This is a genomic window from Pseudomonas sp. NLJ1, from assembly GCF_049486705.1.
GTDB lineage: Bacteria > Pseudomonadota > Gammaproteobacteria > Pseudomonadales > Pseudomonadaceae > Aquipseudomonas > Aquipseudomonas inefficax.
This window is the reverse complement of sequence record NZ_CP137735.1, coordinates 3,736,998-3,757,235: the sequence shown is the minus strand read 5'-3', so window position 1 is coordinate 3,757,235 and position 20,238 is coordinate 3,736,998. Positions and strand designations below refer to the sequence as shown.

24 protein-coding genes and 1 tRNA gene are annotated in these 20,238 nt (G+C 62.8%); 6 read left to right on the top strand and 19 right to left on the bottom strand.

Going from position 1 to position 20,238, the window contains the following annotated elements; translation table 11 throughout:
* Positions 1 to 16: 16 nt before the first annotated feature.
* The 7 genes from hscB to trmJ form a co-directional block, all read right to left on the bottom strand.
* Positions 17 to 538 carry a co-chaperone HscB gene (hscB, locus tag R9B85_RS17040; protein WP_015269012.1) on the bottom strand — a complete coding sequence of 174 codons (522 nt, stop codon included), beginning with the start codon at positions 536 to 538 and terminating at the stop codon, positions 17 to 19.
* Positions 539 to 546: 8 nt separating this feature from the next.
* Entirely contained in the window at positions 547 to 870 is a 324-nt protein-coding gene (gene iscA / locus R9B85_RS17035; protein WP_003257854.1) for an iron-sulfur cluster assembly protein IscA, read from the bottom strand.
* Between the two features lie 28 nt (positions 871 to 898).
* Positions 899 to 1,285 carry a Fe-S cluster assembly scaffold IscU gene (gene iscU, locus R9B85_RS17030; RefSeq protein WP_003248539.1) on the bottom strand — a complete coding sequence of 129 codons (387 nt, stop codon included), beginning with the start codon at positions 1,283 to 1,285 and terminating at the stop codon, positions 899 to 901.
* Positions 1,286 to 1,331: 46 nt separating this feature from the next.
* Entirely contained in the window at positions 1,332 to 2,546 is a 1,215-nt protein-coding gene (locus tag R9B85_RS17025) for an IscS subfamily cysteine desulfurase (RefSeq protein ID WP_013971017.1), read from the bottom strand.
* A gap of 46 nt (positions 2,547 to 2,592) precedes the next feature.
* Positions 2,593 to 3,084, bottom strand: coding sequence for a Fe-S cluster assembly transcriptional regulator IscR (gene iscR, locus R9B85_RS17020; protein ID WP_008092572.1), 492 nt, complete (start codon positions 3,082 to 3,084; stop codon positions 2,593 to 2,595).
* A gap of 179 nt (positions 3,085 to 3,263) precedes the next feature.
* Positions 3,264 to 4,049, bottom strand: a complete 786-nt coding sequence (gene cysE / locus R9B85_RS17015) for a serine O-acetyltransferase (RefSeq protein WP_112250699.1) — start codon at positions 4,047 to 4,049, stop codon at positions 3,264 to 3,266.
* Between the two features lie 3 nt (positions 4,050 to 4,052).
* Entirely contained in the window at positions 4,053 to 4,808 is a 756-nt protein-coding gene (trmJ, locus tag R9B85_RS17010) for a tRNA (cytosine(32)/uridine(32)-2'-O)-methyltransferase TrmJ (RefSeq protein ID WP_423770391.1), read from the bottom strand.
* A gap of 151 nt (positions 4,809 to 4,959) precedes the next feature.
* Here trmJ and suhB point away from each other — a divergent pair, with 151 nt between their 5' ends.
* On the top strand, positions 4,960 to 5,778 hold the full coding sequence (gene suhB / locus R9B85_RS17005) for an inositol-phosphate phosphatase (RefSeq protein WP_025337769.1): 819 nt from the start codon (positions 4,960 to 4,962) through the stop codon (positions 5,776 to 5,778).
* Positions 5,779 to 5,946: 168 nt separating this feature from the next.
* On the opposite strand, the gene R9B85_RS17000 is transcribed toward suhB, so the two are convergent.
* From R9B85_RS17000 to queA, 6 genes are all read right to left on the bottom strand, one after another.
* Complete coding sequence (locus R9B85_RS17000; RefSeq protein ID WP_085623867.1) at positions 5,947 to 6,489, bottom strand: glycine zipper 2TM domain-containing protein; 543 nt, start codon at positions 6,487 to 6,489, stop codon at positions 5,947 to 5,949.
* Between the two features lie 119 nt (positions 6,490 to 6,608).
* On the bottom strand, positions 6,609 to 7,517 hold the full coding sequence (gene secF, locus R9B85_RS16995) for a protein translocase subunit SecF (RefSeq protein WP_025337768.1): 909 nt from the start codon (positions 7,515 to 7,517) through the stop codon (positions 6,609 to 6,611).
* A 10-nt stretch (positions 7,518 to 7,527) separates the two neighbouring features.
* Entirely contained in the window at positions 7,528 to 9,390 is a 1,863-nt protein-coding gene (gene secD, locus R9B85_RS16990) for a protein translocase subunit SecD (protein ID WP_112250697.1), read from the bottom strand.
* 63 nt (positions 9,391 to 9,453) lie between these two features.
* Positions 9,454 to 9,789, bottom strand: coding sequence for a preprotein translocase subunit YajC (yajC, locus tag R9B85_RS16985; protein ID WP_016713216.1), 336 nt, complete (start codon positions 9,787 to 9,789; stop codon positions 9,454 to 9,456).
* Positions 9,790 to 9,831: 42 nt separating this feature from the next.
* Complete coding sequence (gene tgt / locus R9B85_RS16980) at positions 9,832 to 10,947, bottom strand: tRNA guanosine(34) transglycosylase Tgt (protein WP_423771067.1); 1,116 nt, start codon at positions 10,945 to 10,947, stop codon at positions 9,832 to 9,834.
* A 14-nt stretch (positions 10,948 to 10,961) separates the two neighbouring features.
* Positions 10,962 to 12,011, bottom strand: a complete 1,050-nt coding sequence (queA, locus tag R9B85_RS16975) for a tRNA preQ1(34) S-adenosylmethionine ribosyltransferase-isomerase QueA (RefSeq protein ID WP_112250695.1) — start codon at positions 12,009 to 12,011, stop codon at positions 10,962 to 10,964.
* Positions 12,012 to 12,118: 107 nt separating this feature from the next.
* Between queA and R9B85_RS16970 the strand changes: the two genes are divergently transcribed.
* Positions 12,119 to 12,203: transfer RNA gene (locus R9B85_RS16970), tRNA-Leu, on the top strand.
* A 93-nt stretch (positions 12,204 to 12,296) separates the two neighbouring features.
* On the opposite strand, the gene R9B85_RS16965 is transcribed toward R9B85_RS16970, so the two are convergent.
* A complete protein-coding gene (locus tag R9B85_RS16965) occupies positions 12,297 to 13,205 on the bottom strand; it encodes a LysR family transcriptional regulator (RefSeq protein ID WP_207877716.1) in 909 nt (302 codons plus the stop codon).
* 108 nt (positions 13,206 to 13,313) lie between these two features.
* On the opposite strand from R9B85_RS16965, the gene R9B85_RS16960 reads away from it, so the two are divergent.
* The 3 genes from R9B85_RS16960 to R9B85_RS16950 are packed head-to-tail and all read left to right on the top strand — an operon-like array spanning position 13,314 to position 15,864.
* Positions 13,314 to 14,555 (top strand): D-amino acid dehydrogenase, encoded by a 1,242-nt coding sequence (locus R9B85_RS16960; protein ID WP_423770390.1) that lies wholly within the window; start codon positions 13,314 to 13,316, stop codon positions 14,553 to 14,555.
* A 28-nt stretch (positions 14,556 to 14,583) separates the two neighbouring features.
* Positions 14,584 to 14,934: a RidA family protein gene (locus tag R9B85_RS16955; RefSeq protein ID WP_215520299.1), complete on the top strand. Its 351-nt coding sequence runs from the start codon at positions 14,584 to 14,586 to the stop codon at positions 14,932 to 14,934.
* A gap of 27 nt (positions 14,935 to 14,961) precedes the next feature.
* A complete protein-coding gene (locus R9B85_RS16950) occupies positions 14,962 to 15,864 on the top strand; it encodes a transporter substrate-binding domain-containing protein (RefSeq protein ID WP_215520298.1) in 903 nt (300 codons plus the stop codon).
* A 153-nt stretch (positions 15,865 to 16,017) separates the two neighbouring features.
* On the opposite strand, the gene R9B85_RS16945 is transcribed toward R9B85_RS16950, so the two are convergent.
* The gene (locus R9B85_RS16945) at positions 16,018 to 16,314 is read right to left on the bottom strand and encodes an addiction module antidote protein (RefSeq protein WP_039613839.1); all 297 of its coding nucleotides are present in this window, start codon (positions 16,312 to 16,314) and stop codon (positions 16,018 to 16,020) included.
* A complete protein-coding gene (locus R9B85_RS16940; protein ID WP_080604915.1) occupies positions 16,311 to 16,604 on the bottom strand; it encodes a type II toxin-antitoxin system RelE/ParE family toxin in 294 nt (97 codons plus the stop codon). The genes R9B85_RS16945 and R9B85_RS16940 overlap by 4 nt, the downstream gene beginning before the upstream one ends.
* Positions 16,605 to 16,822: 218 nt before the next feature.
* Here R9B85_RS16940 and R9B85_RS16935 point away from each other — a divergent pair, with 218 nt between their 5' ends.
* A complete protein-coding gene (locus R9B85_RS16935; protein WP_423771066.1) occupies positions 16,823 to 17,716 on the top strand; it encodes a bestrophin family protein in 894 nt (297 codons plus the stop codon).
* Positions 17,717 to 17,853: 137 nt separating this feature from the next.
* Here the strand turns inward: R9B85_RS16935 and phnE are convergent, their stop codons facing one another.
* From phnE to R9B85_RS16920, 3 genes are read right to left on the bottom strand one after another with little or no spacing between them, the layout of a single operon-like run.
* Positions 17,854 to 18,621, bottom strand: a complete 768-nt coding sequence (gene phnE, locus R9B85_RS16930) for a phosphonate ABC transporter, permease protein PhnE (RefSeq protein ID WP_112252055.1) — start codon at positions 18,619 to 18,621, stop codon at positions 17,854 to 17,856.
* Positions 18,618 to 19,445 carry a PhnE/PtxC family ABC transporter permease gene (locus tag R9B85_RS16925; protein ID WP_326434656.1) on the bottom strand — a complete coding sequence of 276 codons (828 nt, stop codon included), beginning with the start codon at positions 19,443 to 19,445 and terminating at the stop codon, positions 18,618 to 18,620. Before R9B85_RS16925 ends, phnE begins: the two co-directional genes overlap by 4 nt.
* Complete coding sequence (locus R9B85_RS16920; protein WP_423770389.1) at positions 19,439 to 20,233, bottom strand: phosphonate ABC transporter ATP-binding protein; 795 nt, start codon at positions 20,231 to 20,233, stop codon at positions 19,439 to 19,441. The genes R9B85_RS16925 and R9B85_RS16920 overlap by 7 nt, the downstream gene beginning before the upstream one ends.
* Between the last annotated feature and the right edge of the window lie 5 nt (positions 20,234 to 20,238).

The following is a 20,238-nucleotide window of genomic DNA, read 5'->3' as shown; positions in this document are numbered from 1 at the left end:
CACGGGCAGCACCGGGTTAATCGTCGAGGCGCTCTTCCAGTTGGCGCACTTCTTGGGCGAGCTTGTCGAGGAACTGCATGCGGCGCATCAGGCGTTCGGCCTTGTCGCGCTCGCCTGGGGCGTCCCAGCAGGCGGCAAAGTCCTCGTTCAGCGTGTCCTGGGCGACTTTCAGGCGCTTCTTGAACACGGCCACGCCATCGAGGTCGGCTTCGTCCTGCAGTTCTTCGAGCTCTTCACGCCACTGCATCTGCTGCAACAGGAAGTCAGGGTCGTGGACCGTGACCTCCTGCGGCACTTCGTGGCCGCCGATGGCCAGCAGGTAGCGGGCTCGACGCGGCGCACTGCGCAGGGTCTGGTAGGCGTCGTTGAGAGCCGCGGACTTTTCCAGCGCCACGCGCTGCTCGCGCTCGGAGGCGTCGGCAAAGCGGTCTGGATGAACTTCGCGGGCCAGCTCGCGGTAGCGAGTGGCCAGCTTGTCGAGGTCCAGGCGGAAGCTTGGCTGGAGGTCAAACAATGCGAAATGACAAGGAGTACCCACAGCCAGCCTCAAACGTTGAAGCTTTCGCCGCAGCCACACTCACCGCGCACGTTGGGGTTGTTGAACTTGAAGCCTTCGTTCAACCCTTCCTTGACGAAGTCCAGTTCGGTGCCGTCGAGGTAGACCAGGCTCTTGGGATCGATGATCACCTTGACGCCATGGTTCTCGAACACCTGGTCTTCGTCCGCCAGCTCGTCGACAAACTCCAGCACGTAGGCCAGGCCCGAGCAACCGGTGGTGCGCACGCCCAGGCGAATGCCTTCGCCCTTGCCGCGCCCTTCCAGGGAACGCCGCACATGGTTGGCGGCGGCTTCTGTCATGCTGATAGCCATCTGGACTCCTTACCTCGCAACAGGCGGCTTAGATCAAGCCTTTCTTCTGCTTGTAATCGCGTACGGCTGCCTTGATGGCATCTTCGGCGAGTACCGAGCAGTGGATCTTGACCGGCGGCAACGCCAGTTCTTCAGCCAGCTGGGTGTTCTTGATGGTTTCGGCTTCGTCCAGGGTCTTGCCCTTCATCCACTCGGTGGCGAGGGAGCTGGAAGCGATGGCCGAACCGCAGCCGTAGGTCTTGAACTTGGCGTCTTCGATCACGCCCTGCTCGTTGACCTTGATCTGCAGGCGCATCACGTCACCGCAGGCCGGGGCGCCGACCATGCCGGTACCGACATCCGGGTCTTCGGCATTCATCTTGCCGACGTTGCGCGGGTTTTCGTAGTGGTCGATGACCTTTTCACTGTATGCCATGGTGCAATTCCTTCCTCATCAGGGAGCCGCTCTTGCCGGCGACTGCTTAGTGGGCGGCCCACTCGATCTTGGAGATGTCAACGCCGTCTTTGTACATGTCCCACAGCGGCGACAGCTCACGCAGTTTGTTCACGGCCTCGCAGACTTTCTGCGCGGCGTAGTCGACTTCTTCTTCGGTGGTGAAGCGGCCGAAGGAGAAGCGGATCGAGCTGTGCGCCAGCTCGTCGTTGCGGCCCAGGGCGCGCAATACGTAGGACGGCTCGAGCGACGCGGAGGTGCAGGCCGAACCGGACGATACGGCGATGTCCTTCAGCGACATCAGCAGCGATTCGCCTTCGACGTAGTTGAAGCTCAGGTTCAGGTTGTGTGGTACGCGGGCAGTCTTGCTGCCGTTGACGTACAGCTCTTCGAGGTCCGAGACCTGCTTGAAGAAGCGGTCGCTCAGGGCCTTGATGCGCACGTTTTCCGCGGCCATTTCCTGCTTGGCGATGGCGAAGGCTTCGCCCATGCCGACAATCTGGTGAGTCGGCAGGGTGCCCGAACGCATGCCGCGCTCATGGCCACCGCCGTGAATGATGGCTTCCAGGCGTACACGCGGCTTGCGGCTGACGTACAGCGCGCCGATGCCTTTCGGGCCGTACACCTTGTGCGCCGAGAACGACATCAGGTCGACCTTCAGCTTTTGCAGGTCGATTTCGACCTTGCCGGCCGACTGCGCGGCATCAACGTGGAACAGCACGCCGCGCGAGCGGGTCAGTTCACCGATGGCGGCGATATCGTTGATCGAGCCGACTTCATTGTTCACGTGCATCAGCGAAACCAGGATGGTGTCGTCGCGCAGCGCCGCCTCGACCATGGCCGGGGTGACGATACCGTCTTCGCCTGGCTCGAGATAGGTGACTTCGAAACCTTCACGCTCCAGCTGGCGAGCGGTATCCAGTACCGCCTTGTGCTCGATCTTGGAGGTGATGATGTGCTTGCCCTTGGTCTGATAGAAGTGCGCGACGCCCTTGAGTGCGAGGTTGTCGGACTCGGTGGCACCGCTGGTCCAGACGATTTCACGCGGATCGGCGTTGATCAGCTCGGCAACCTGGCGACGACCGTTCTCGACCGCTTCCTCGGCTTTCCAGCCGAAGACGTGGGAGCGCGAAGCCGGGTTACCGAAGTTCCCGTCGACCAGCAGGCAGTCGGCCATCTTCTGGGCCACGCGTGGGTCGACCGGGGTGGTCGCGGAGTAATCGAGGTAGATCGGCAACTTCATTTGTCTCTCCTATCAGGCGGTGGCGTCGCTCGTCGTCCCGGTGGGATCAATCGACGGCGGACGTCTCAATCTTGTCCAGCTGGGCGGTACGGCCTGCGACACGACGCAGGTCCTGACGCTGGGCGACTTCCTGCACCTCGCGGCGCATGACGAGGTCGGCCAGGCTTATACCGCTGAGGAATTCATGGATCTGCTGGCTGAGGTCGCACCACAGGTGGTGGGTCAGGCAGGTGTCACCGGCATGGCAGTCCCCGAGCCCCTGGCAACGGGTGGCGTCGACCGATTCGTTGACCGCATCGATGACCTGGGCCACCTGGATGGTTTCCATGCCACGCGACAGTTGGTAGCCACCGCCTGGACCACGCACGCTGGATACCAGGCTGCTGCGGCGCAGCTTGGCGAACAGCTGTTCCAGATAAGAGAGGGAAATGCCCTGGCGCTCGGAAATGTCGGCCAAAGACACCGGCCCATGCTGCGCGTGCAACGCCAGGTCGAGCATGGCGGTCACGGCGTATCGGCCTTTGGTAGTCAGTCGCATGGCTATTGGGTACCACGGGAGTTACAGGATGTGAGCGAGTATGCGATTCCCGAGCATTTAAGTCAACTATTAGACCTAGTGCTTTAGTCGGGTTTGCATCGGGGAGGCGGGCGCGATTGTAGCAGACAGGGGGCGTGAGCACACGCCCCGTATGTCACCGTGATTTCAGCGCGGCGCAATCAATGCGATTGAGTGTCGCGCTCAGCCACCTGGGCAACTTCCTTGAAGTCATCTTCCGGCAGGGCCGGCAGCTCCTTGGCGCAATAATCGCTGCCCATCTTGGTCAGGGCGCCGCACATGCCCTCCAGCCGCTCGTCGACTGCCTGCAGGTGATCGAGCATCTGGCCGATGGCACGGGCCACCGGGTCGGGCATGTCGCCACTGACGCCATAGGCATCGAAGCCAATCTTCTCGGCCATGGCCTTGCGCTTGGCCTCGACCTCATCGTTCTCGCTCTTGACGATGATTCGCCCAGGGATGCCGACCGCCGTGGCGCCGGCCGGCACCGCCTTGGTCACTACCGCATTGGAGCCGATCTTGGCCCCGGCACCGACGGTAAACGGCCCGAGCACCTTGGCCCCCGCCCCTACCACCACGCCGTTTTCCAGGGTGGGGTGGCGCTTGCCTTTGTTCCAGCTGGTGCCGCCCAGGGTCACGCCCTGGTAAAGGGTGACATCGTCGCCGATCTCGGCGGTTTCACCGATGACGATACCCATGCCGTGGTCGATGAAGAAGCGTCGGCCGATGGTGGCTCCGGGGTGGATCTCGATGCCGGTCAGCCAGCGGCCGAAGTTCGACACCAGGCGGGCCAGCCACTTGAAATCACGCTTCCACAGGGCATTGCCCAGGCGGTGCAGCCAGATGGCATGCATGCCCGGGTAGCAGGTGAGCACCTCGAAGGCATTGCGCGCAGCCGGGTCACGGTGGAATACGCTTTGAATATCTTCACGCAGGCGTTCGAACATCTGTCAGTCCTTCCGTTTATGCGGCTCGCCCCGGACCACTTTCTGGGTCTCGGTGAGGATGCCGCGCAAAATGCTCATTTCCGAACGCTCGACCGCCACCCGCCCATACAGCCGGCGCAGGCGCGGCATCAGGTGCTTGGGCTTCTCGGGGTCGAGGAAGCCGATGCCCACCAGGGTTTTCTCCAGGTGGTCGTAGAACAGCTCCATTTCGTCCATGGTCGCCAGCTCGCTGGCGTCAACCTTCTCGACCCTGCCCGGTGCTGCACCGGCGGCCAGCCAGGCCATGCGCACCTCATAAGAGAGCACCTGCACGGCGGCCGCCAGGTTCAGCGAGCTGAAGTCGGGGTTGGAGGGAATGTGCACGTGGAAGTGACATCGCTGCAGTTCTTCGTTGGTCAGGCCGGCGTGCTCACGGCCGAACACCAGGGCGATTTCCTCGCCACCGTTGGCATGCTCCACCGCCTTGGCCCCGCATTCGCGTGGGCCGATCAGCGGCCAGGGGATGCTCCGCTCACGGGCGCTGGTGCCCATCACCAGGTTGCAGCCGACCAGCGCCTGCTCGAGGCTGTCGACCACCTGGGCGTTGTCCAGCACATCGTCGGCGCCCGAGGCTCGGGCACTGGCATCCACAGCGGGGAACTCTTTCGGCTGCACCAGCACCAGACGCGACAAGCCCATGTTTTTCATGGCACGCGCAGCGCCGCCGATGTTGCCGGGGTGGCTGGTATTGACCAGAACAACACGAATATTTTGCAGCAAGGTGTTGTGCTCACAGATGCAGGAATCAGGGGGTTCGATCTTACAGAACCGACAGACGTAACGCCACGAAAGCAAATGTGACACTTCTGCCGCCAAAGTTTTCTGCTAGAATGATCGGCTTTCTTCTTTAACATCTCCAGGTGACCCGCCCATGCAGCCTATGCTGAATATCGCCCTGCGCGCCGCTCGCAGCGCCAGTGAACTGATTTTCCGCTCCATCGAACGCCTGGATAGCATCAAGGTCGATGAGAAAGAGGCCAAGGACTACGTTTCCGAAGTCGATCGCGCCGCCGAGCAGAGCATCGTCAACGCCCTGCGCAAGGCCTACCCGAACCACTCCATCCAGGGCGAGGAAACCGGCCTGCACGCGGGTAGCGGCGAAGAAGGCAAGGATTACCTGTGGATCATCGACCCACTGGACGGCACCACCAACTTCCTGCGTGGCATCCCGCACTTCGCGGTCAGCATCGCCTGCAAATACCGTGGCCGCCTTGAGCACGCCGTGATCGTCGACCCGGTTCGCCAGGAAGAATTCACTGCCAGCCGTGGCCGTGGCGCCCAACTCAACGGTCGCCGTCTGCGTGTCAGCTCCCGCACCAGCCTGGAAGGCGCCCTGCTGGGCACCGGCTTCCCGTTCCGTGACAGCCAGATGGCCGACCTGGACAACTACCTGGGCATGTTCCGCGCCCTGACTGGCCAGACCGCCGGCATCCGCCGCGCCGGCTCCGCCAGCCTGGACCTGGCCTACGTGGCCGCCGGCCGTTTCGACGCCTTCTGGGAATCGGGCCTGTCCGAATGGGACATGGCGGCTGGCGTGCTGCTGATTCAGGAAGCAGGTGGCCTGGTGAGCGACTTCAACGGTGGCCACGACTTCCTCGACAAGGGCCATATCGTTGCGGGCAACATCAAGTGCTTCAAGGCCGTGCTGACTGCTATCCAGCCGCACCTGCCAGAGAACATGAAGCGCTAAGCGCGGATTGCCGGCAAACAAAAAGCACCCCTCGGGGTGCTTTTTTTGTGCCTGACAGTTTTGCATTGCCTGTGCCGGCCTCTTCGCGGGTGAACCCGCTCCCACAGGATTGTGCGATCACTGTGGGAGCGGGTTCACCCGCGAAGAGGCCGGTACAGGCAACTCAAATTACTGCCCGGCTTCGCTCAGGATCAGCTTGCCGTTCTTGTCCACCGGAATGGTCGACCCGGGCTCGTGATCCATCTTCACCTGCCCCACCTTGTCGCCAATGGTGTACTTCACGTTGTAGCCGACCACTTTCTCACTGATGTCGTTGACCGTGTTGCAGCGGGTTTGCGTGGTGGTGTAGGTGTCACGCTCCTGCATGCCCTCCTGCACCTTGTTGCCGGCATAACCACCACCGACCGCACCGGCCACGGTGGCGATCTTCTTGCCGCTACCACCACCAATCTGGTTACCCAGCAGGCCACCGGCAATGGCGCCCACCACGGTACCTGCAATCTGGTGCTGGTCCTTGACCGGCGCCTGCCGCGTCACGGCGACGTCCTTGCAGACCTCACGGGGGGTTTTTACCTGTTGTTTGATCGGTTGCACATCGGTGACCTGCGCATACTCAGGCCCCTTGTTGACCAAGCTGTAGGTCGCGACAGCACCTCCGGCAGTCACACCGACAGCACCCAGTACCGCACCCACAAGCATTGATTTGTTCACATGAACCTCCTGATCAAAACCCGCGGGTCCGACCCGCCTTCTCCCAGCCTTGGAGTAAAAAAAAAGGCGCGAGTTCAATACTCGCGCCTTTCTGGCCGCCAAACGGCGTGGAACACGCTTTACGGACGGTCGTCCACACCGTCGGTCTTGGCCGGCGGGATCAGGTCTTCGCTGCTCAGGTTCAGCCAGATCAGTACCACGTTGGCGATGTAGATCGACGAATAGGTACCAGCCATGACGCCGATGAACAGGGCCAGGGAGAAGCCGAACAGATTGTCGCCACCGAAGAACAGCAGCGCGGCAATGGCCAGCAAGGTCGAAACCGAGGTGGCGATGGTCCGCAGCAGAGTCTGGGTAGTGGAAACGTTGATGTTCTCGATCAGCGAGGCCTTGCGCATGACGCGGAAGTTCTCGCGCACCCGGTCGAACACGACAATGGTGTCGTTCAGCGAGTAGCCGATGATCGCCAGCACCGCCGCCAGCACCGTCAGGTCGAAGGTGATCTGGAAGAACGACAGGATACCCAGGGTCACCACCACGTCGTGGATCAGCGAGACGATCGCGCCCACGGCGAACTTCCACTGGAAGCGGAAGGCCAGGTAGATAAGGATGCCGCCCAGTGCCAGGAGCATGCCCATGCCACCCTGGTCGCGCAGTTCTTCACCCACCTGCGGGCCGACGAACTCGACACGCTTGACCTTGGCCGGGTTGTCGCCGCCGGCCTTCTGCAGGGCTTCAGCTACCTTGTTGCCCAGCTGTGGGTCATCGCCCGGCATGCGCACCAGCAGGTCGGTGGTGGCACCGAAGCTCTGCACCACCGCCTCGTGGAAGCCGGAATTGACCAGCTCGGCACGCACCGCCTTGAGGTCGGCCGGGCGCTCGTAAGTCAGCTCGATCAGCGTACCGCCGGTGAAGTCCAGGCCGAAGTTCAGGCCCTTCTGCCACCAGCTGAACAGCGCCAGCACGGTGAGGAGCACGGTAATGGCGAACGCGACATTGCGCACGCCCATGAAGTTGATGGTTTTCATCGCAGCTCCCTCAAACCCACAGCTTCTTGATGTCACGCCCGCCGCAGGTCAGGTTGACCATTGCACGGGTCACCATGACGGCGGTGAACATCGAGGTGAAAATCCCGAGGGACATGGTGACCGCGAAGCCCTTGACCGGGCCGGTACCCATGGCGAACAGGATGCCGCCGACCAGCAGGCTGGTCAGGTTGGCGTCGATGATCGCGGTGTAGGCGCGGTTGAAGCCTTCGTGGATGGCGCGCTGCACCGACATGCCGGCGTTCAGCTCTTCGCGAATACGCGAGAAGATCAGCACGTTGGCGTCCACCGCCATACCCATGGTCAACACGATACCGGCAATACCCGGCAGGGTCAGGGTGGCGCCCAGCAGCGACATCAGCGCCAGCAGCAGGACCATGTTGCCCGCCAGGGCAATGGTGGCGATCACACCGAAGGCGCGGTAGATGGCGATGATGAACAGCGAGACGAACAGCATGCCCCACAGCGACGCATCGATACCCTTGGTGATGTTGTCGGCACCCAGGCTTGGGCCGATGGTACGTTCTTCAGCGAAGTACATCGGCGCAGCCAGGCCACCGGCACGCAGCAGCAGGGCCAGTTCGGACGATTCGCCCTGGCCGTTCAGGCCGGTGATGCGGAACTGGCTGCCCAGCGGCGACTGGATGGTCGCCAGGCTGATGATTTTCTTCTCTTCCTGGAAGCTCTGTACAGCAACGTCCTTCTCGACGCCGTCGACGGTCTGCTTGACGTAGCGGGTAACCGGCTTCTGCTCGATGAAGATTACCGCCATGCTGCGGCCGACGTTGCTGCGGGTAGCGCGGGTCATCAGCTCGCCACCGTGGCCATCCAGGCGGATGTTCACCTGCGGACGACCTTGTTCGTCGAAGCTGGCCTGGGCGTCGGTTACCTGGTCTCCAGTGATGATCAGGCCGCGCTCGACCGCAGCGGAACGGCCACCCTCACGGAACTCGAACACCTCGGTAGTGGCTTTGGACGCGCCCGGTTCGGCACCGAAGCGGAACTCCAGGTTGGCGGTTTTACCCAGGATACGCTTGGCCTCGGCAGTGTCCTGCACGCCTGGCAGCTCGACCACGATGCGGTTGGCGCCCTGGCGCTGTACCAGCGGCTCTGCCACGCCCAGCTCGTTGACACGGTTGCGGACGGTGGTGAGGTTCTGCTTGATCGAGTATTCGCGGATCTCGGCGACTTTCGCCTGGGTCAGCGCCAGACGCAGCACCGCCAGCTCGTTACGCTCGGTGGTTGTCAGGTCGAAATCATTGAAATTCTTGCGGATCAGGGCACGTGCCTGTTCGCGGGTAGCATCGTCAGCGAAGCCCAGCATGATGCCGCCATCCTGCTGAGGCAGGCTGCGGTAGCGGACGCGCTCTTTGCGCAGCAAGGTCTTGACCTCGCCTTCGTAGACTTTCATGCGGGCGCTCATGGCCTTGTCCATGTCCACTTCCAGCAGGAAGTGCACACCACCGGACAGGTCCAGGCCCAGCTTCATCGGGCTTGCGCCCAGGTTGCGCAGCCATTGCGGGGTAGTCTGGGCCAGGTTCAGGGCCACGACGTAATCATCGCCCAGTGCCTTGCGCACTACATCCTTGGCTGGCAGCTGGTCTTCCTGATTGGTCAGGCGGATCAGCCCGCTGCCCTTCTCACCCAGGCTGGCGCCCTTGACGGCGATGTTGGCATCGCCCAGCGCCTTGCTGACGCGGTCGAGGTCGGCCTGGTTCACCTGCAGCGCCGAGCTGGCACCACTGATCTGTACCGCCGGATCATCCGGGTAGAGGTTGGGTGCGGAATAAATGAAACCGACCACCAGTACCAGCACGATCAGTGCATATTTCCACAGAGGATATTTGTTCAGCATCACGCCGCCCGTTCAAGACGCGGGGCGCGTTGCGCGCCCCGACTGGAAAGAAAAACCGGTAACTCAGATAGCCTTGAGCGTACCTTTTGGCAGGGTGGCCGCGATGGCACCCTTCTGGAACTTCAGCTCGACGTTGTCGGAAACTTCCAGTACCACGAAATCATCGGAAACCTTGATGATCTTGCCGGCGATGCCGCCGTTGGTGACAACTTCGTCACCCTTCTGCAAGTTGCTCAGCAGGTTCTTCTGCTCTTTTGCACGCTTGGCCTGCGGGCGCCAGATCATCAGGTAGAAGATGACCAGGAAACCGACCAGGAAAATCCACTCGAAGCCGGTACCGGCTGGGCCGGCGGCAGGTGCAGCAGCGTCCGCGTATGCGGCGGGGATCAAGAAGCTCATTGGGCACTCCTAATGTAATTTTCTAATAATGAATGCGGACAGTCAGTCCAAAGGCGGCACAGGAAGCCCGCGCTTGGCGTAGAAGGCGTCGACAAAGGCGGCCAATTTACCCTGTTGAATAGCCTCGCGTAAACCGGCCATCAAGCGCTGGTAATGGCGCAAGTTGTGGATGGTATTCAGCATGCTGCTCAGCATTTCGCCGCACTTGTCCAGGTGATGGAGATAGGCGCGGGAGAAGTTGGTGCAGGTGTAGCAATCACAGGTCGGAGCCAGCGGCGAATCATCGTGGCGATGGAACGCATTGCGGATCTTGATCACCCCTGTATCGACGAACAGATGACCGTTGCGCGCGTTACGCGTCGGCATCACGCAGTCGAACATGTCGACGCCGCGGCGCACACCCTCAACGAGATCTTCCGGTTTGCCTACCCCCATAAGGTAACGAGGTTTGTCAGCAGGCATCTGGCCCGGCAGGTAATCCAGCACCTTGATCATTTCGTGCTTGGGCTCGCCCACCGACAGGCCACCGATGGCCAGGCCGTCGAAGCCGATGTTTTCCAGGCCCTCCAGCGAACGCATGCGCAGGTCCTGGTACATGCCACCCTGGACGATACCGAACAGCGCCGCGGTGTTGTCGGCGTGGGCGTTCTTCGAGCGCTGGGCCCAGCGCAGCGACAGCTCCATGGACGCGCGCGCCACATCGTGCTCGGCCGGGTACGGCGTGCACTCGTCGAAGATCATCACCACGTCCGAGCCCAGGTCACGCTGCACCTGCATCGACTCTTCCGGGCCCATGAACACCTTGGCGCCATCGACCGGCGAGGCGAAGGTCACGCCCTCTTCCTTGATCTTGCGCATGGCGCCCAGGCTGAACACCTGGAAGCCACCGGAGTCGGTGAGGATCGGGCCTTTCCACTGCATGAAGTCGTGCAGGCCGTTGTGCTTCTTGATCACCTCGGTGCCCGGGCGCAGCCACAGGTGGAAGGTGTTGCCCAGGATCATCTCGGCGCCGATGGCCTCGATGTCGCGCGGCAGCATGCCCTTGACCGTGCCATAGGTGCCCACCGGCATGAACGCCGGGGTTTCCACGGTGCCGCGTGGGAAGGTGATGCGGCCACGACGGGCCTTGCCGTCGGTGGCCAGCAGTTCGAAGGACATTCGACAGGTGCGACTCATGCTTGATCCTCGGGCCCGCGTGGCGCCGGATTGCGGGTGATGAACATGGCATCACCGTAACTGAAGAAGCGGTACCCCTGCTCGACCGCTGCCGCGTAGGCGGCCATGGTCTCGGGGTAGCCGGCGAAGGCCGAGACCAGCATCAGCAGCGTGGACTCCGGCAGGTGGAAATTGGTGACCAGCGCGTCGACCACATGGAACGGCCGGCCCGGGTAGATGAAGATGTCGGTGTCGCCGCTGAAGGCCTTGAGCACGCCATCGCGCGCCGCGCTCTCCAGCGAGCGCACGCTGGTGGTGCCCACCGCGACAACCCGGCCGCCGCGGGCGCGGCAGGCTTCGATGGCATCGACCACATCCTGGCCCACTTCGAGCCACTCTTTATGCATGTGGTGGTCTTCGATCTTGTCGACCCGCACTGGCTGGAAGGTGCCCGCGCCCACGTGCAAGGTGACGAAAGCCCGCTCGACGCCTTTGGCGGCGATCTTTTCCAGCAGCGCCTCGTCGAAGTGCAGGCCAGCGGTGGGTGCAGCGACCGCACCAGCGCGCTCGGCGTACACGGTCTGGTAGCGCTCACGGTCGGCACCCTCGTCCGGGCGGTCGATGTAAGGCGGCAGCGGCATGTGGCCGACGCGGTCGAGCAGTGGCAGCACCTCTTCGGTGAAGCGCAGCTCGAACAGCGTGTCATGGCGCGCGACCATTTCGGCCTCGCCGCCACCATCGATGAGGATCACCGCGCCTTCTTTCGGCGCCTTGCTGGCACGCACATGGGCCAGCACCCGGTGGCTGTCGAGCACGCGCTCGACCAGCACTTCCAGCTTGCCGCCGGAGGCTTTCTGGCCGAACAGGCGCGCCGGGATGACCCGGGTGTTGTTGAACACCATCAGGTCGCCCGGGCGCAGGTACTCGAGCAGATCGGGAAATTGCCGGTGCGCCAGCGCGCCGGTTGGCCCATCGAGCACCAGCAGACGGCTGCCATGGCGCTCGGCCAACGGGTGGCGGGCGATCAGGGAATCGGGGAGTTCGAAGGAAAAATCGGCGACGCGCATGATGATGTTCGGTTCGGCAGGGCCGGGAAGTTTAGCCCAATGTGTGAAAATTGACCATGAAAGCCGATTGACCGACCAGCGGTGGCTCTCTATACTGCGCGCCACATGCCCTGATGGCGGAATTGGTAGACGCGGCGGATTCAAAATCCGTTTTCGAAAGGAGTGGGAGTTCGAGTCTCCCTCGGGGCACCAAGATCCGGAAAAAACCGACTTTATGGTCGGTTTTTTTTCGCCTGCGATTTGGCCGCTCCTACAGGGATCGCGCCAACCTTTCCGTCATGTCCATCAGTAGCGCCAACGATCCAGCTGCCCCTGCGCACGGCTGCTGAACAGGCTAAGCAGCTCGCGCAGGGTATGCGGTGGCGGCTCGGCAGTACGGGTCACCGCATACAAGGTGATCGGCAGCGCCGGGGCCAGGGGCCGAATGGTGGTGGCCGCGGGCGATGCGCCAAGCGCGGTGAACGGGTCGATGACCGCCAGCCCTGCACCGGATTCGACCATCGCCCGAGCCAGTGAATAGGTCTGCACCGCAATGCTGACCCGTGGCGGCGGCTCGACCGCCTTGAGGTAGCTGTCGAGGCGGACCGACAGCGGGTCGGCGCTGGACAGCCCGATCAAGGGCGCATCGGCCAAGGCCGTCAACGACAGCGGTTTGCCTTCATCTTCCAGCGGCCAGTAGCCTGCCGGTGCCAACGCCACCAACACCCCGCTGGCCAGCGCCTGGGCGCTGAGCGCGGGGTGATCGGGTGGTTGCAGGGTCAGGGCAACATCGATCTCGCGCATCAATAGGTTCTGCACCAGTTCGCGGCTGTGAGCACTGGACAGCTCGCAGGCGATGTCCGGATAACGCTGGACCCACTCGTGGATCGCCGGCGGCAGCAGCGACAGGGCCAGTGCCGGTGTCGCACCGATGCGCAGGCTGTGGCCCGGCTTGCGACGCAGGCTTTGCGCCAGGCGTCGCACCCCTTGCAGGCTCTCGGTGACCTTGTCCACCTCACGCTCCAGCTCCAGCGCTTCGGGCGTGGGCTGCAACTTTCCGCGCACGCGCAGGAACAACGGGAAGCCCAGTTGCTGCTCTGCGTGTTGCAGCACTTTGGTGACCGCAGGCTGGGAAACGTGCAGCAACTGCGCGGCACCGCTGACCGAGCCGGTCTGGCGGATAGCCTGGAAAATCTCGATATGGCGAAGACGCATGGCAAGTCCATAACCTTTGTTTATGGCTCAGCGATCTTTATTCATTTTTCGCCACCTGTCACCTGGCCCTAACCTCGGCCTCGTTCCAACAACGATTCAAGGACTGACATGGCTCAGCATGCAAGCATCATCGGTGGCGGCGTCATTGGTCTGGCAACGGCTTATGCGTTGGTGCGCGACGGCTTCGATGTGACCCTGATAGAGGCTCGCGACGCGCTGGGCAGTGAAACCAGCTTCGCCAACGGTGGCCAGTTGTCCTATCGCTACGTGGCGCCGTTGGCCGACGCCGGTGTGCCGCTGCAAGCCATAGGCTGGATGCTGCGCGGTGACTCGCCACTGAAATTGCGCCCGCGCTTCGACCCTGCGCAGTGGCGCTGGATGGCCGCTTTCCTCGCTGCTTGCCGCTCCTCGGTCAACCGCGCCAATGCAGGCCACCTGTTGCGCCTGGCGCTGTTGAGCCAAGCCACCTTGCAGGCCTGGCGTGAAGAAGATGGCCTGGAGGGTTTCCACTGGCGGCGCAATGGCAAGCTGGTCACCTTCCGCCAGGCCAGCAGCTTCGACCATGCGCGCAAGAACCTTGCTGCCCCCCAGCAACAACAGGTGCTGTCGCACGCAGACTGCGCCCGCCTCGACCCGGCCCTGGCGCAGACGCCCTTCGTTGGCGCCATCCATACCCCGGATGAAGAAGTGGGTGATTGCCACGCTTTTTGCCAGCAACTGGCCGCGCGCTTGCGGGCGTCGGGGCGTTGCGAATTCCGCCTGGGCCAGGCCGTGACCGGTATTCGCCATGCACATGGCGTGGTGAGTGCGATCGAACTGGGCGACGAAGTGCTGCCGGTGGAGCAACTGGTGGTTGCTGCCGGCCATCGCAGTACGATGCTGGCACTGCCGGGCATCGACCTGCCGCTGTATCCGCTCAAGGGTTACAGCCTGACAGTACCGATCGGCACGCAACACCGGGCGCCAGACCTGAGCATCACCGATTACGACCGCAAGATCGTCTATGCCCGTATCGGTGAGCAGCTGCGCGTGGCGGCGATGGTCGACATCGTTGGCTTCGATGCCTCGCTGGCCCCCAAGCGCCTGGCCCTGCTCAAACGCCAGGCACGCGAAACCTTCGCCAATGCCGGTGACTACGACCATGCCATCGAATGGGCCGGCATGCGGCCGGCCACCCCGAGCGGCGTGCCGCTGCTGGGCGCAACGGCCTATCGCAATCTTTGGCTCAACCTCGGCCATGGTGCGCTTGGCTTCACCCTGGCCTGCGCCAGCGCACGCTTGCTCAGTGAACTGATCGGCCAACGCCGCCCCTCCATCGACCTGCAGGGGCTCACGCCCCGCGCGGCCTGAACCCTTAGCCACCTGAAAGGACTACCCGATGACCATCGCCCGTATCCAGCCCAACCCACGCCTGTCCGCCGCCGTAACCTTCGGCGAGCTGGTGTTTCTCTCCGGCCAGGTGCCGGGCGACGCCACCGATGCCGGCGGCCAGACTGCCCAGGTACTGGAAAAGATCGACGCCTTGCTGGCCGAGGCGGGCAGCGACAAGGACCACCTGCTCAGCGCAACCATTTACCTGAAAAACATCGACCAGGATTTCGCAGCGATGAACGAAGTATGGTCCGCCTGGCTGTCGCCCGGCCAGGCCCCAAGCCGCACTACCTTGCAGGCCGAACTGGCGCGTGCGCAGGTGTTGGTGGAAATATCCGTGATCGCCGCACGTCGCTGACCCCTTTACCCACAACGGAGAACAACAATGCAAAAAATCACGTTGATCGGCTGCACCCTTGCCCTTTTGCTGGCGACTCAGGCCCATGCCGATGAAGCAGCGCAGGGCCCTACATTAAGCAAGATCGCCAAAGCCAACAGCATCACCCTGGGCTATCGCGATGCTTCGGTGCCGTTCTCCTACGTGGGCGACCACTCCGGCCAACCCATGGGTTACTCGGTAGACCTGGCGAGCAAGATCGTCGAGCGCGTGCGGCAGAAGCTGGCGTTGCCGCAGCTCAAGGTGAAGTACAACCTGGTGACATCGCAAACCCGCATTCCGCTGGTACAGAACGGTACCGTTGACCTGGAGTGCGGCTCGACCGGCGTCACCGCAGAGCGCCAGAAGCAGGTGGCGTTTTCCTATGGGTTCATCTATGTCAAAGGTCAATTACTGACGGCCAAAGACAGCGGGATCAAGAGTTTCGCCGACCTGCGCGGCAAGAACGTGGTAACCACCGCTGGCACCACCAACGAACGCTATCTGAAAAGCTACAACGTCGATAACAAGATGGACATGTACGTGATCAGCGCCAAGGACCACGGTGAAGCCTTCCAGATGTTGCAGTCCGGCCGAGCGGCGGCGTTCTACATGGACGATGCGCTGCTCTACGGAGAACGCGCCAAGGCCCGTGATCCGCACAACTGGGTGGTGGTCGGGGAAGAGCAGTCGCGGGAAATCTACAGCTGCATGGTGCGCAAGGATGACCCACAGTTCCTCGCGCTGGTGAACGCATCGCTGGGCGAGCTGTACAGCTCAGGGGAAATCAACGGGATCTACCAGCGCTGGTTCGAACAACCGATTCCGCCCAAAGGCTTGAACCTGGAATTCCCGATGACCAGCGAACTCAAGGCCATCTTTGCCAAGCCGGTGAGTGATCCGGTGCAGTAGCATCCAGACGACCAGCCCCTCTGGCTCGCGGCCTCGCCAAGTACTGGAGGCGATGGCCTCGGCCGCTCCGATCGCGCCCCGTTGCCAGCGCAGGAATGACCTGCCATGAAGCTGACCAACGGCCCCGTTCAGCCCACCGAAATCCCTGTTCTGCTAGCGGGGAACTACATGGGGCTGAACGAGGAGGTCGACACCCAAGGCACGAATGACTTTCAGCACAGTGTCAAAGCGTGGTTTTGCGCCTGGACTGAGTGCCTTGTACAGACTTTCCCTTCCCAACCCACTCTCGGTGGCGATCTGCGTCATTCCCCGTGCGCGAGCGATATGGCCAAGTGCCCGAATTATTTCCTCGGTATCGCCATCTGCGAGGACCTGACTAAGGTACTCAGTGATGGCCTCGTCACTACTCAACAAGGCCGCCATATCAAACGGGATCAACTTTTCGCTCATTTCATCTCCTTCAGCAGTTTTCTGGCTTTGAGGATATCGGTGGCCTGGGTCGACTTGTCTCCGCCGACCAACAGCAGAACCAGCCTCTGGCCCTTTTGCGCAAAATAGACACGATATCCAGCAGCTACATCGATGCGAAGCTCACCGATACCGCCTCCAAGCCATTTGACATCTCCAAGATTCCCCATTGCTGCTCGCTCCAATCTACGACCTATCGCAAGCTGGGCCCTCAAATCTCTCAAGCTGGATAGCCAAACTGCAAAGCTCTCCGTCTGTTCAACGAGATACATCAAGTGGTCACCCAATCGTATCCGCACGGATACACCTATTCAAGTGTTGAAGCGGCCCACTCTGTCGCCTTACCCCTTATTTGGGAACTCAGGTATTTCCCATAACGGGGTCAGACTTTTCTCTTCGCGGTCATAAAAACCTTGCAACATTCAACACCCGAACCTTCGCCGTGCCTCGACGTCCGATCCTGCATCCCCAGCGTTTCGAGGTACCCCATGTGAAAGACATCATCGTCCGCAAGTACCGCCTGGCTGTGAAAACCATCGGCTACATCGGCTGGTCGCTGTTCTGGCTGCTGATCTGGGATGTGCTGGTCACCATCGATTTCATGCTGTTCTTCAACAGCAAGTTCAGCCTGCCGCTGATTCCGTTGACGCTGCTCGGCTCGGCGCTGGTGGTGCTGGTGAGCTTCCGCAACAGCAGCGCCTACAACCGCTGGTGGGAGGCGCGCACGTTGTGGGGGGCGTTGGTGAACAGCTCGCGCAGCTTCGCACGGCAGGCACTGACCTTGATCGATGACCCGGATGACGGTCTCAACCCGGTCAAGGCCACCCTGCTACGCCGGCATATCGCCTACGTGAACTGCCTGGCGGCGCACCTGAAAGGTGAGCACTGCCCGGATGAACTGATGGCGTTCATCCCGCCGGCGGAATTCGAGCGACGCAACCGCTCGAACAACTTCGCCAACGACATTCTGAGTGGGTCGGCGGCGCTGCTGGCGCGGGAATACCAGGCCGGGCGGCTGGACAGCATTCGCCTGGCAAGGCTGGAGTCGACACTGGTCGACCTGTCCAACGCCCAGGGTGGCATGGAACGGATCGCCAATACGCCGCTGCCCTACCCTTACGTGTACTTTCCGCGGCTGTTCATCACCCTGTTCTGCCTGATCGTGCCGGTGGGGCTGGTGGAATCGCTGGGCTGGTTCACGCCGCTGGCTTCGACGGTGGTGGGCTTCATGCTGCTGGCCATCGAGCGGATCGGGACGGATTTGCAGAGCCCGTTTCGCTTCAGTGAGCACCAAATCCAGATGGACAGCATTTGCGAGACGATCGAGCGGAACCTGGAGTCGATGCAGCGGGAAGCGCAGTGCGCGGACGTTGTTGGTGCCTGAGGAATTCGGGGGCTGCGTTGCAGCCCATCGCGACACAAGGCCGCTCCTACAGGGACCGCGCAAGCACCCAAGCGGCGCTTCGCCTGTAGGAGCGGCCTTGTGTCGCGATAGGACCGCAAGGTGGCCCCGGCTATCTGTCAGGCCCGCACATAGCGCTGGCGCAACACATCACTCAATGCATCCACCAGCAACACCAACGCCAGCATCCCCATGATCACGGTACTGGCCTGGGCCTCCTGGAACAGGCTCAAGGTGGTGTACAGCATCTGCCCCAGCCCGCCAGCCCCGACAAAACCCAGCACGCTGGCCATGCGGATGTTGTTCTCCCACCGATACAGGCTGTAGGCCAACAGCTGCGGCCACAGATTGGGCAAGGTGCCGAAGCAGAATGCCGCAACCTGGCTACCACCCTGCAAGCGGATGGCTGCCGCCGGCTCCGGCGGTGCGTTCTCCAGCGCCTCGGCAAACAGCCGCCCCAGCACGCCAGCGGTATGCAGTGCCAACGCCAGAGTACCGGCATTCGGCCCAAGCCCGGCCGCCAGTACCGTCAGCGCGGCCCACACCAGTTCCGGGATGGCCCGCAAGGCATTCAGCAACAACCGCGCGCAGGCCTGCAACGGCCAACCGAACCGGCCAGCGGCCGGCAGCGCCAACAGCATGCCCAACAGCATGGCCAACAAGGTGCCCAGGCCCGACATGGCCAGGGTTTCCAGCGCCCCGTGCGCAACCGCGCGCAGGTGCCCGGCAGACAGGTCCGGGTGCAGGAAACGCCCGGCATATTCGCCCATCTGCCCCAGCCCGCCGTTGCCGACCAGCGCCTGCAAGTCCAGCTCCAGGTAAGCGAACGAGGCCATCACCGCAGCCACGATGGCGCCCAGCACCAGCCAATTGATGACCCGGTTCATGCCAGCCTCCAACGCAGAAAGCGGCTGAGCAGGTCGGCCAGCATCACCAGCACCAGGAACGTCAGCAGCATGCTTGCCACTTCCGCTCCCGCGAACATGCGCATCGACAGGTCGATCTGCTGCCCCAGCCCACCAGCACCGACAAAGCCCATCACCACCGAGGCGCGTATCGCGCACTCCCAGCGGTACACGGTGTAGGACACCACTTCGGACACCGCACTGGGCAGGATGCCGTAGAGAAATGCAGCCAGGCGGCCACTACCCGCCTGCAGCAATGCATGGGCCGGGCGTTGGTCGACCGACTCGAAAATCTCGGCATAGACCTTGCCGAGCATGCCACTGTAGGTGATGGCAATGGCCAGCACGCCCGCCGTCGGCCCCAGCCCTACGGCCCGCACGAACAGCAACGCCCAGACGATTTCCGGCACACTGCGCAGGAAAATCAGCAACCAGCGTACCGGCAGGCGCAGCAGGCGCGACCACAAACCGGCGCGACCGCCACGGGAGGCGGCGCGCAGCGACAAGGCACGGCTGGCCAGCAACCCGGCAGGCACCGCCAGCAGCAACGCCAACGCCATGCCGACCGTGGCCACGGCCAGGGTCTGCAAGGTGGCTTGGTACAGCAGCGAAAGGAAGTCGGCATCGTGTGCCGGCGGCCAGAAAGCGCTGGTAAAACTGGCGATCTGCTGGCGGTTCTCCGCCTGCAGCAGCACCACGGGGTTCAGTTCGCTCAACCGGATGCCAGGCCACAGCACCGCCACCGCCAGCAGGGTCAGCAGCAGCCGCGGCAGCAGCGCCGGGTCGCGAGCATCAAGCTTCAGCATCGCGGAATCTGCACGGTCAGGGTCGCCCCCTGGCTCGGTGGTGAAGCCAGTTGTTCGTTGGCGTACAACGCGTCCAACAGCTGCTCGGTCACCGCTTGCGCCGGGCAGTCGAACGCCACCTGCCCTTCGCGGATACCAATCACCCGGGGGAAGTGCGCCAGCGCCAGGTCCACGGCATGCAGGCTCGCCACCAGAGTCACGCCATTGGCCTGAGCGTGGCGATTGAGCAAGGCCAGGCTGTGGTCGGCCAGCACCGGGTCCATGGCCGAAACCGGCTCATCGGTCAGCAATACCTGCGGCCGCTGGTACAACGCCCGGGCAATACCCACCCGCTGCAACTGGCCGCCAGACAATTGCCCGCACTGCACGAACAGTTTGTCGGCCAGGCCCAGCTCGGCCAGTGCCTGGCGCGCCCCCGGCACATCACTTGGGTACAGCAGGTTGAGCAGACCCCGCAGCACGCCCCACTGCCCCAGGCGGCCGGCCAGCACCGCCGTCACCACCCGCTGGCGCGGCGGCAAGGGCGGAGCCTGGTGCACCAGGCCTACCCGCGCGCGCAGGCGCTGGCGGGCCCTGGAAGACAACGCCCAGGGTTGCTCGCCGAGCAGCTCCAGGCGCCCGCTGCTGGGCTGGACGGCGGTCGCCATCAGGTGCAGCAAACTTGACTTGCCCGCTCCCGACGGCCCGATGATGGCGACGCGTTCGCCCTGGCCGATGCTCAGGCTTACGTCATCAAGTGCACGCACCTGGCCATGGCGCAGCCCGGCCCCGTGCAGATGGATAGCCACGTTGG

What these genes read in the sequence shown, in the direction of transcription:
- iscA (WP_003257854.1), bottom strand. Translation starts at nt 870, where the DNA reads ATGGCTATCAGCATGACAGAAGCCGCCGCCAACCATGTGCGGCGTTCC.
- iscU (WP_003248539.1), bottom strand. Translation starts at nt 1,285, where the DNA reads ATGGCATACAGTGAAAAGGTCATCGACCACTACGAAAACCCGCGCAAC.
- R9B85_RS17025 (WP_013971017.1), bottom strand. Translation starts at nt 2,546, where the DNA reads ATGAAGTTGCCGATCTACCTCGATTACTCCGCGACCACCCCGGTCGAC.
- iscR (WP_008092572.1), bottom strand. Translation starts at nt 3,084, where the DNA reads ATGCGACTGACTACCAAAGGCCGATACGCCGTGACCGCCATGCTCGAC.
- cysE (WP_112250699.1), bottom strand. Translation starts at nt 4,049, where the DNA reads ATGTTCGAACGCCTGCGTGAAGATATTCAAAGCGTATTCCACCGTGAC.
- suhB (WP_025337769.1), top strand. Translation starts at nt 4,960, where the DNA reads ATGCAGCCTATGCTGAATATCGCCCTGCGCGCCGCTCGCAGCGCCAGT.
- secF (WP_025337768.1), bottom strand. Translation starts at nt 7,517, where the DNA reads ATGAAAACCATCAACTTCATGGGCGTGCGCAATGTCGCGTTCGCCATT.
- secD (WP_112250697.1), bottom strand. Translation starts at nt 9,390, where the DNA reads ATGCTGAACAAATATCCTCTGTGGAAATATGCACTGATCGTGCTGGTA.
- yajC (WP_016713216.1), bottom strand. Translation starts at nt 9,789, where the DNA reads ATGAGCTTCTTGATCCCCGCCGCATACGCGGACGCTGCTGCACCTGCC.
- tgt (WP_423771067.1), bottom strand. Translation starts at nt 10,947, where the DNA reads ATGTCCTTCGAACTGCTGGCCACCGACGGCAAGGCCCGTCGTGGCCGC.
- queA (WP_112250695.1), bottom strand. Translation starts at nt 12,011, where the DNA reads ATGCGCGTCGCCGATTTTTCCTTCGAACTCCCCGATTCCCTGATCGCC.
- R9B85_RS16965 (WP_207877716.1), bottom strand. Translation starts at nt 13,205, where the DNA reads ATGCGTCTTCGCCATATCGAGATTTTCCAGGCTATCCGCCAGACCGGC.
- R9B85_RS16960 (WP_423770390.1), top strand. Translation starts at nt 13,314, where the DNA reads ATGGCTCAGCATGCAAGCATCATCGGTGGCGGCGTCATTGGTCTGGCA.
- R9B85_RS16955 (WP_215520299.1), top strand. Translation starts at nt 14,584, where the DNA reads ATGACCATCGCCCGTATCCAGCCCAACCCACGCCTGTCCGCCGCCGTA.
- R9B85_RS16950 (WP_215520298.1), top strand. Translation starts at nt 14,962, where the DNA reads ATGCAAAAAATCACGTTGATCGGCTGCACCCTTGCCCTTTTGCTGGCG.
- R9B85_RS16945 (WP_039613839.1), bottom strand. Translation starts at nt 16,314, where the DNA reads ATGAGCGAAAAGTTGATCCCGTTTGATATGGCGGCCTTGTTGAGTAGT.
- R9B85_RS16940 (WP_080604915.1), bottom strand. Translation starts at nt 16,604, where the DNA reads ATGTATCTCGTTGAACAGACGGAGAGCTTTGCAGTTTGGCTATCCAGC.
- phnE (WP_112252055.1), bottom strand. Translation starts at nt 18,621, where the DNA reads ATGAACCGGGTCATCAATTGGCTGGTGCTGGGCGCCATCGTGGCTGCG.
- R9B85_RS16925 (WP_326434656.1), bottom strand. Translation starts at nt 19,445, where the DNA reads ATGCTGAAGCTTGATGCTCGCGACCCGGCGCTGCTGCCGCGGCTGCTG.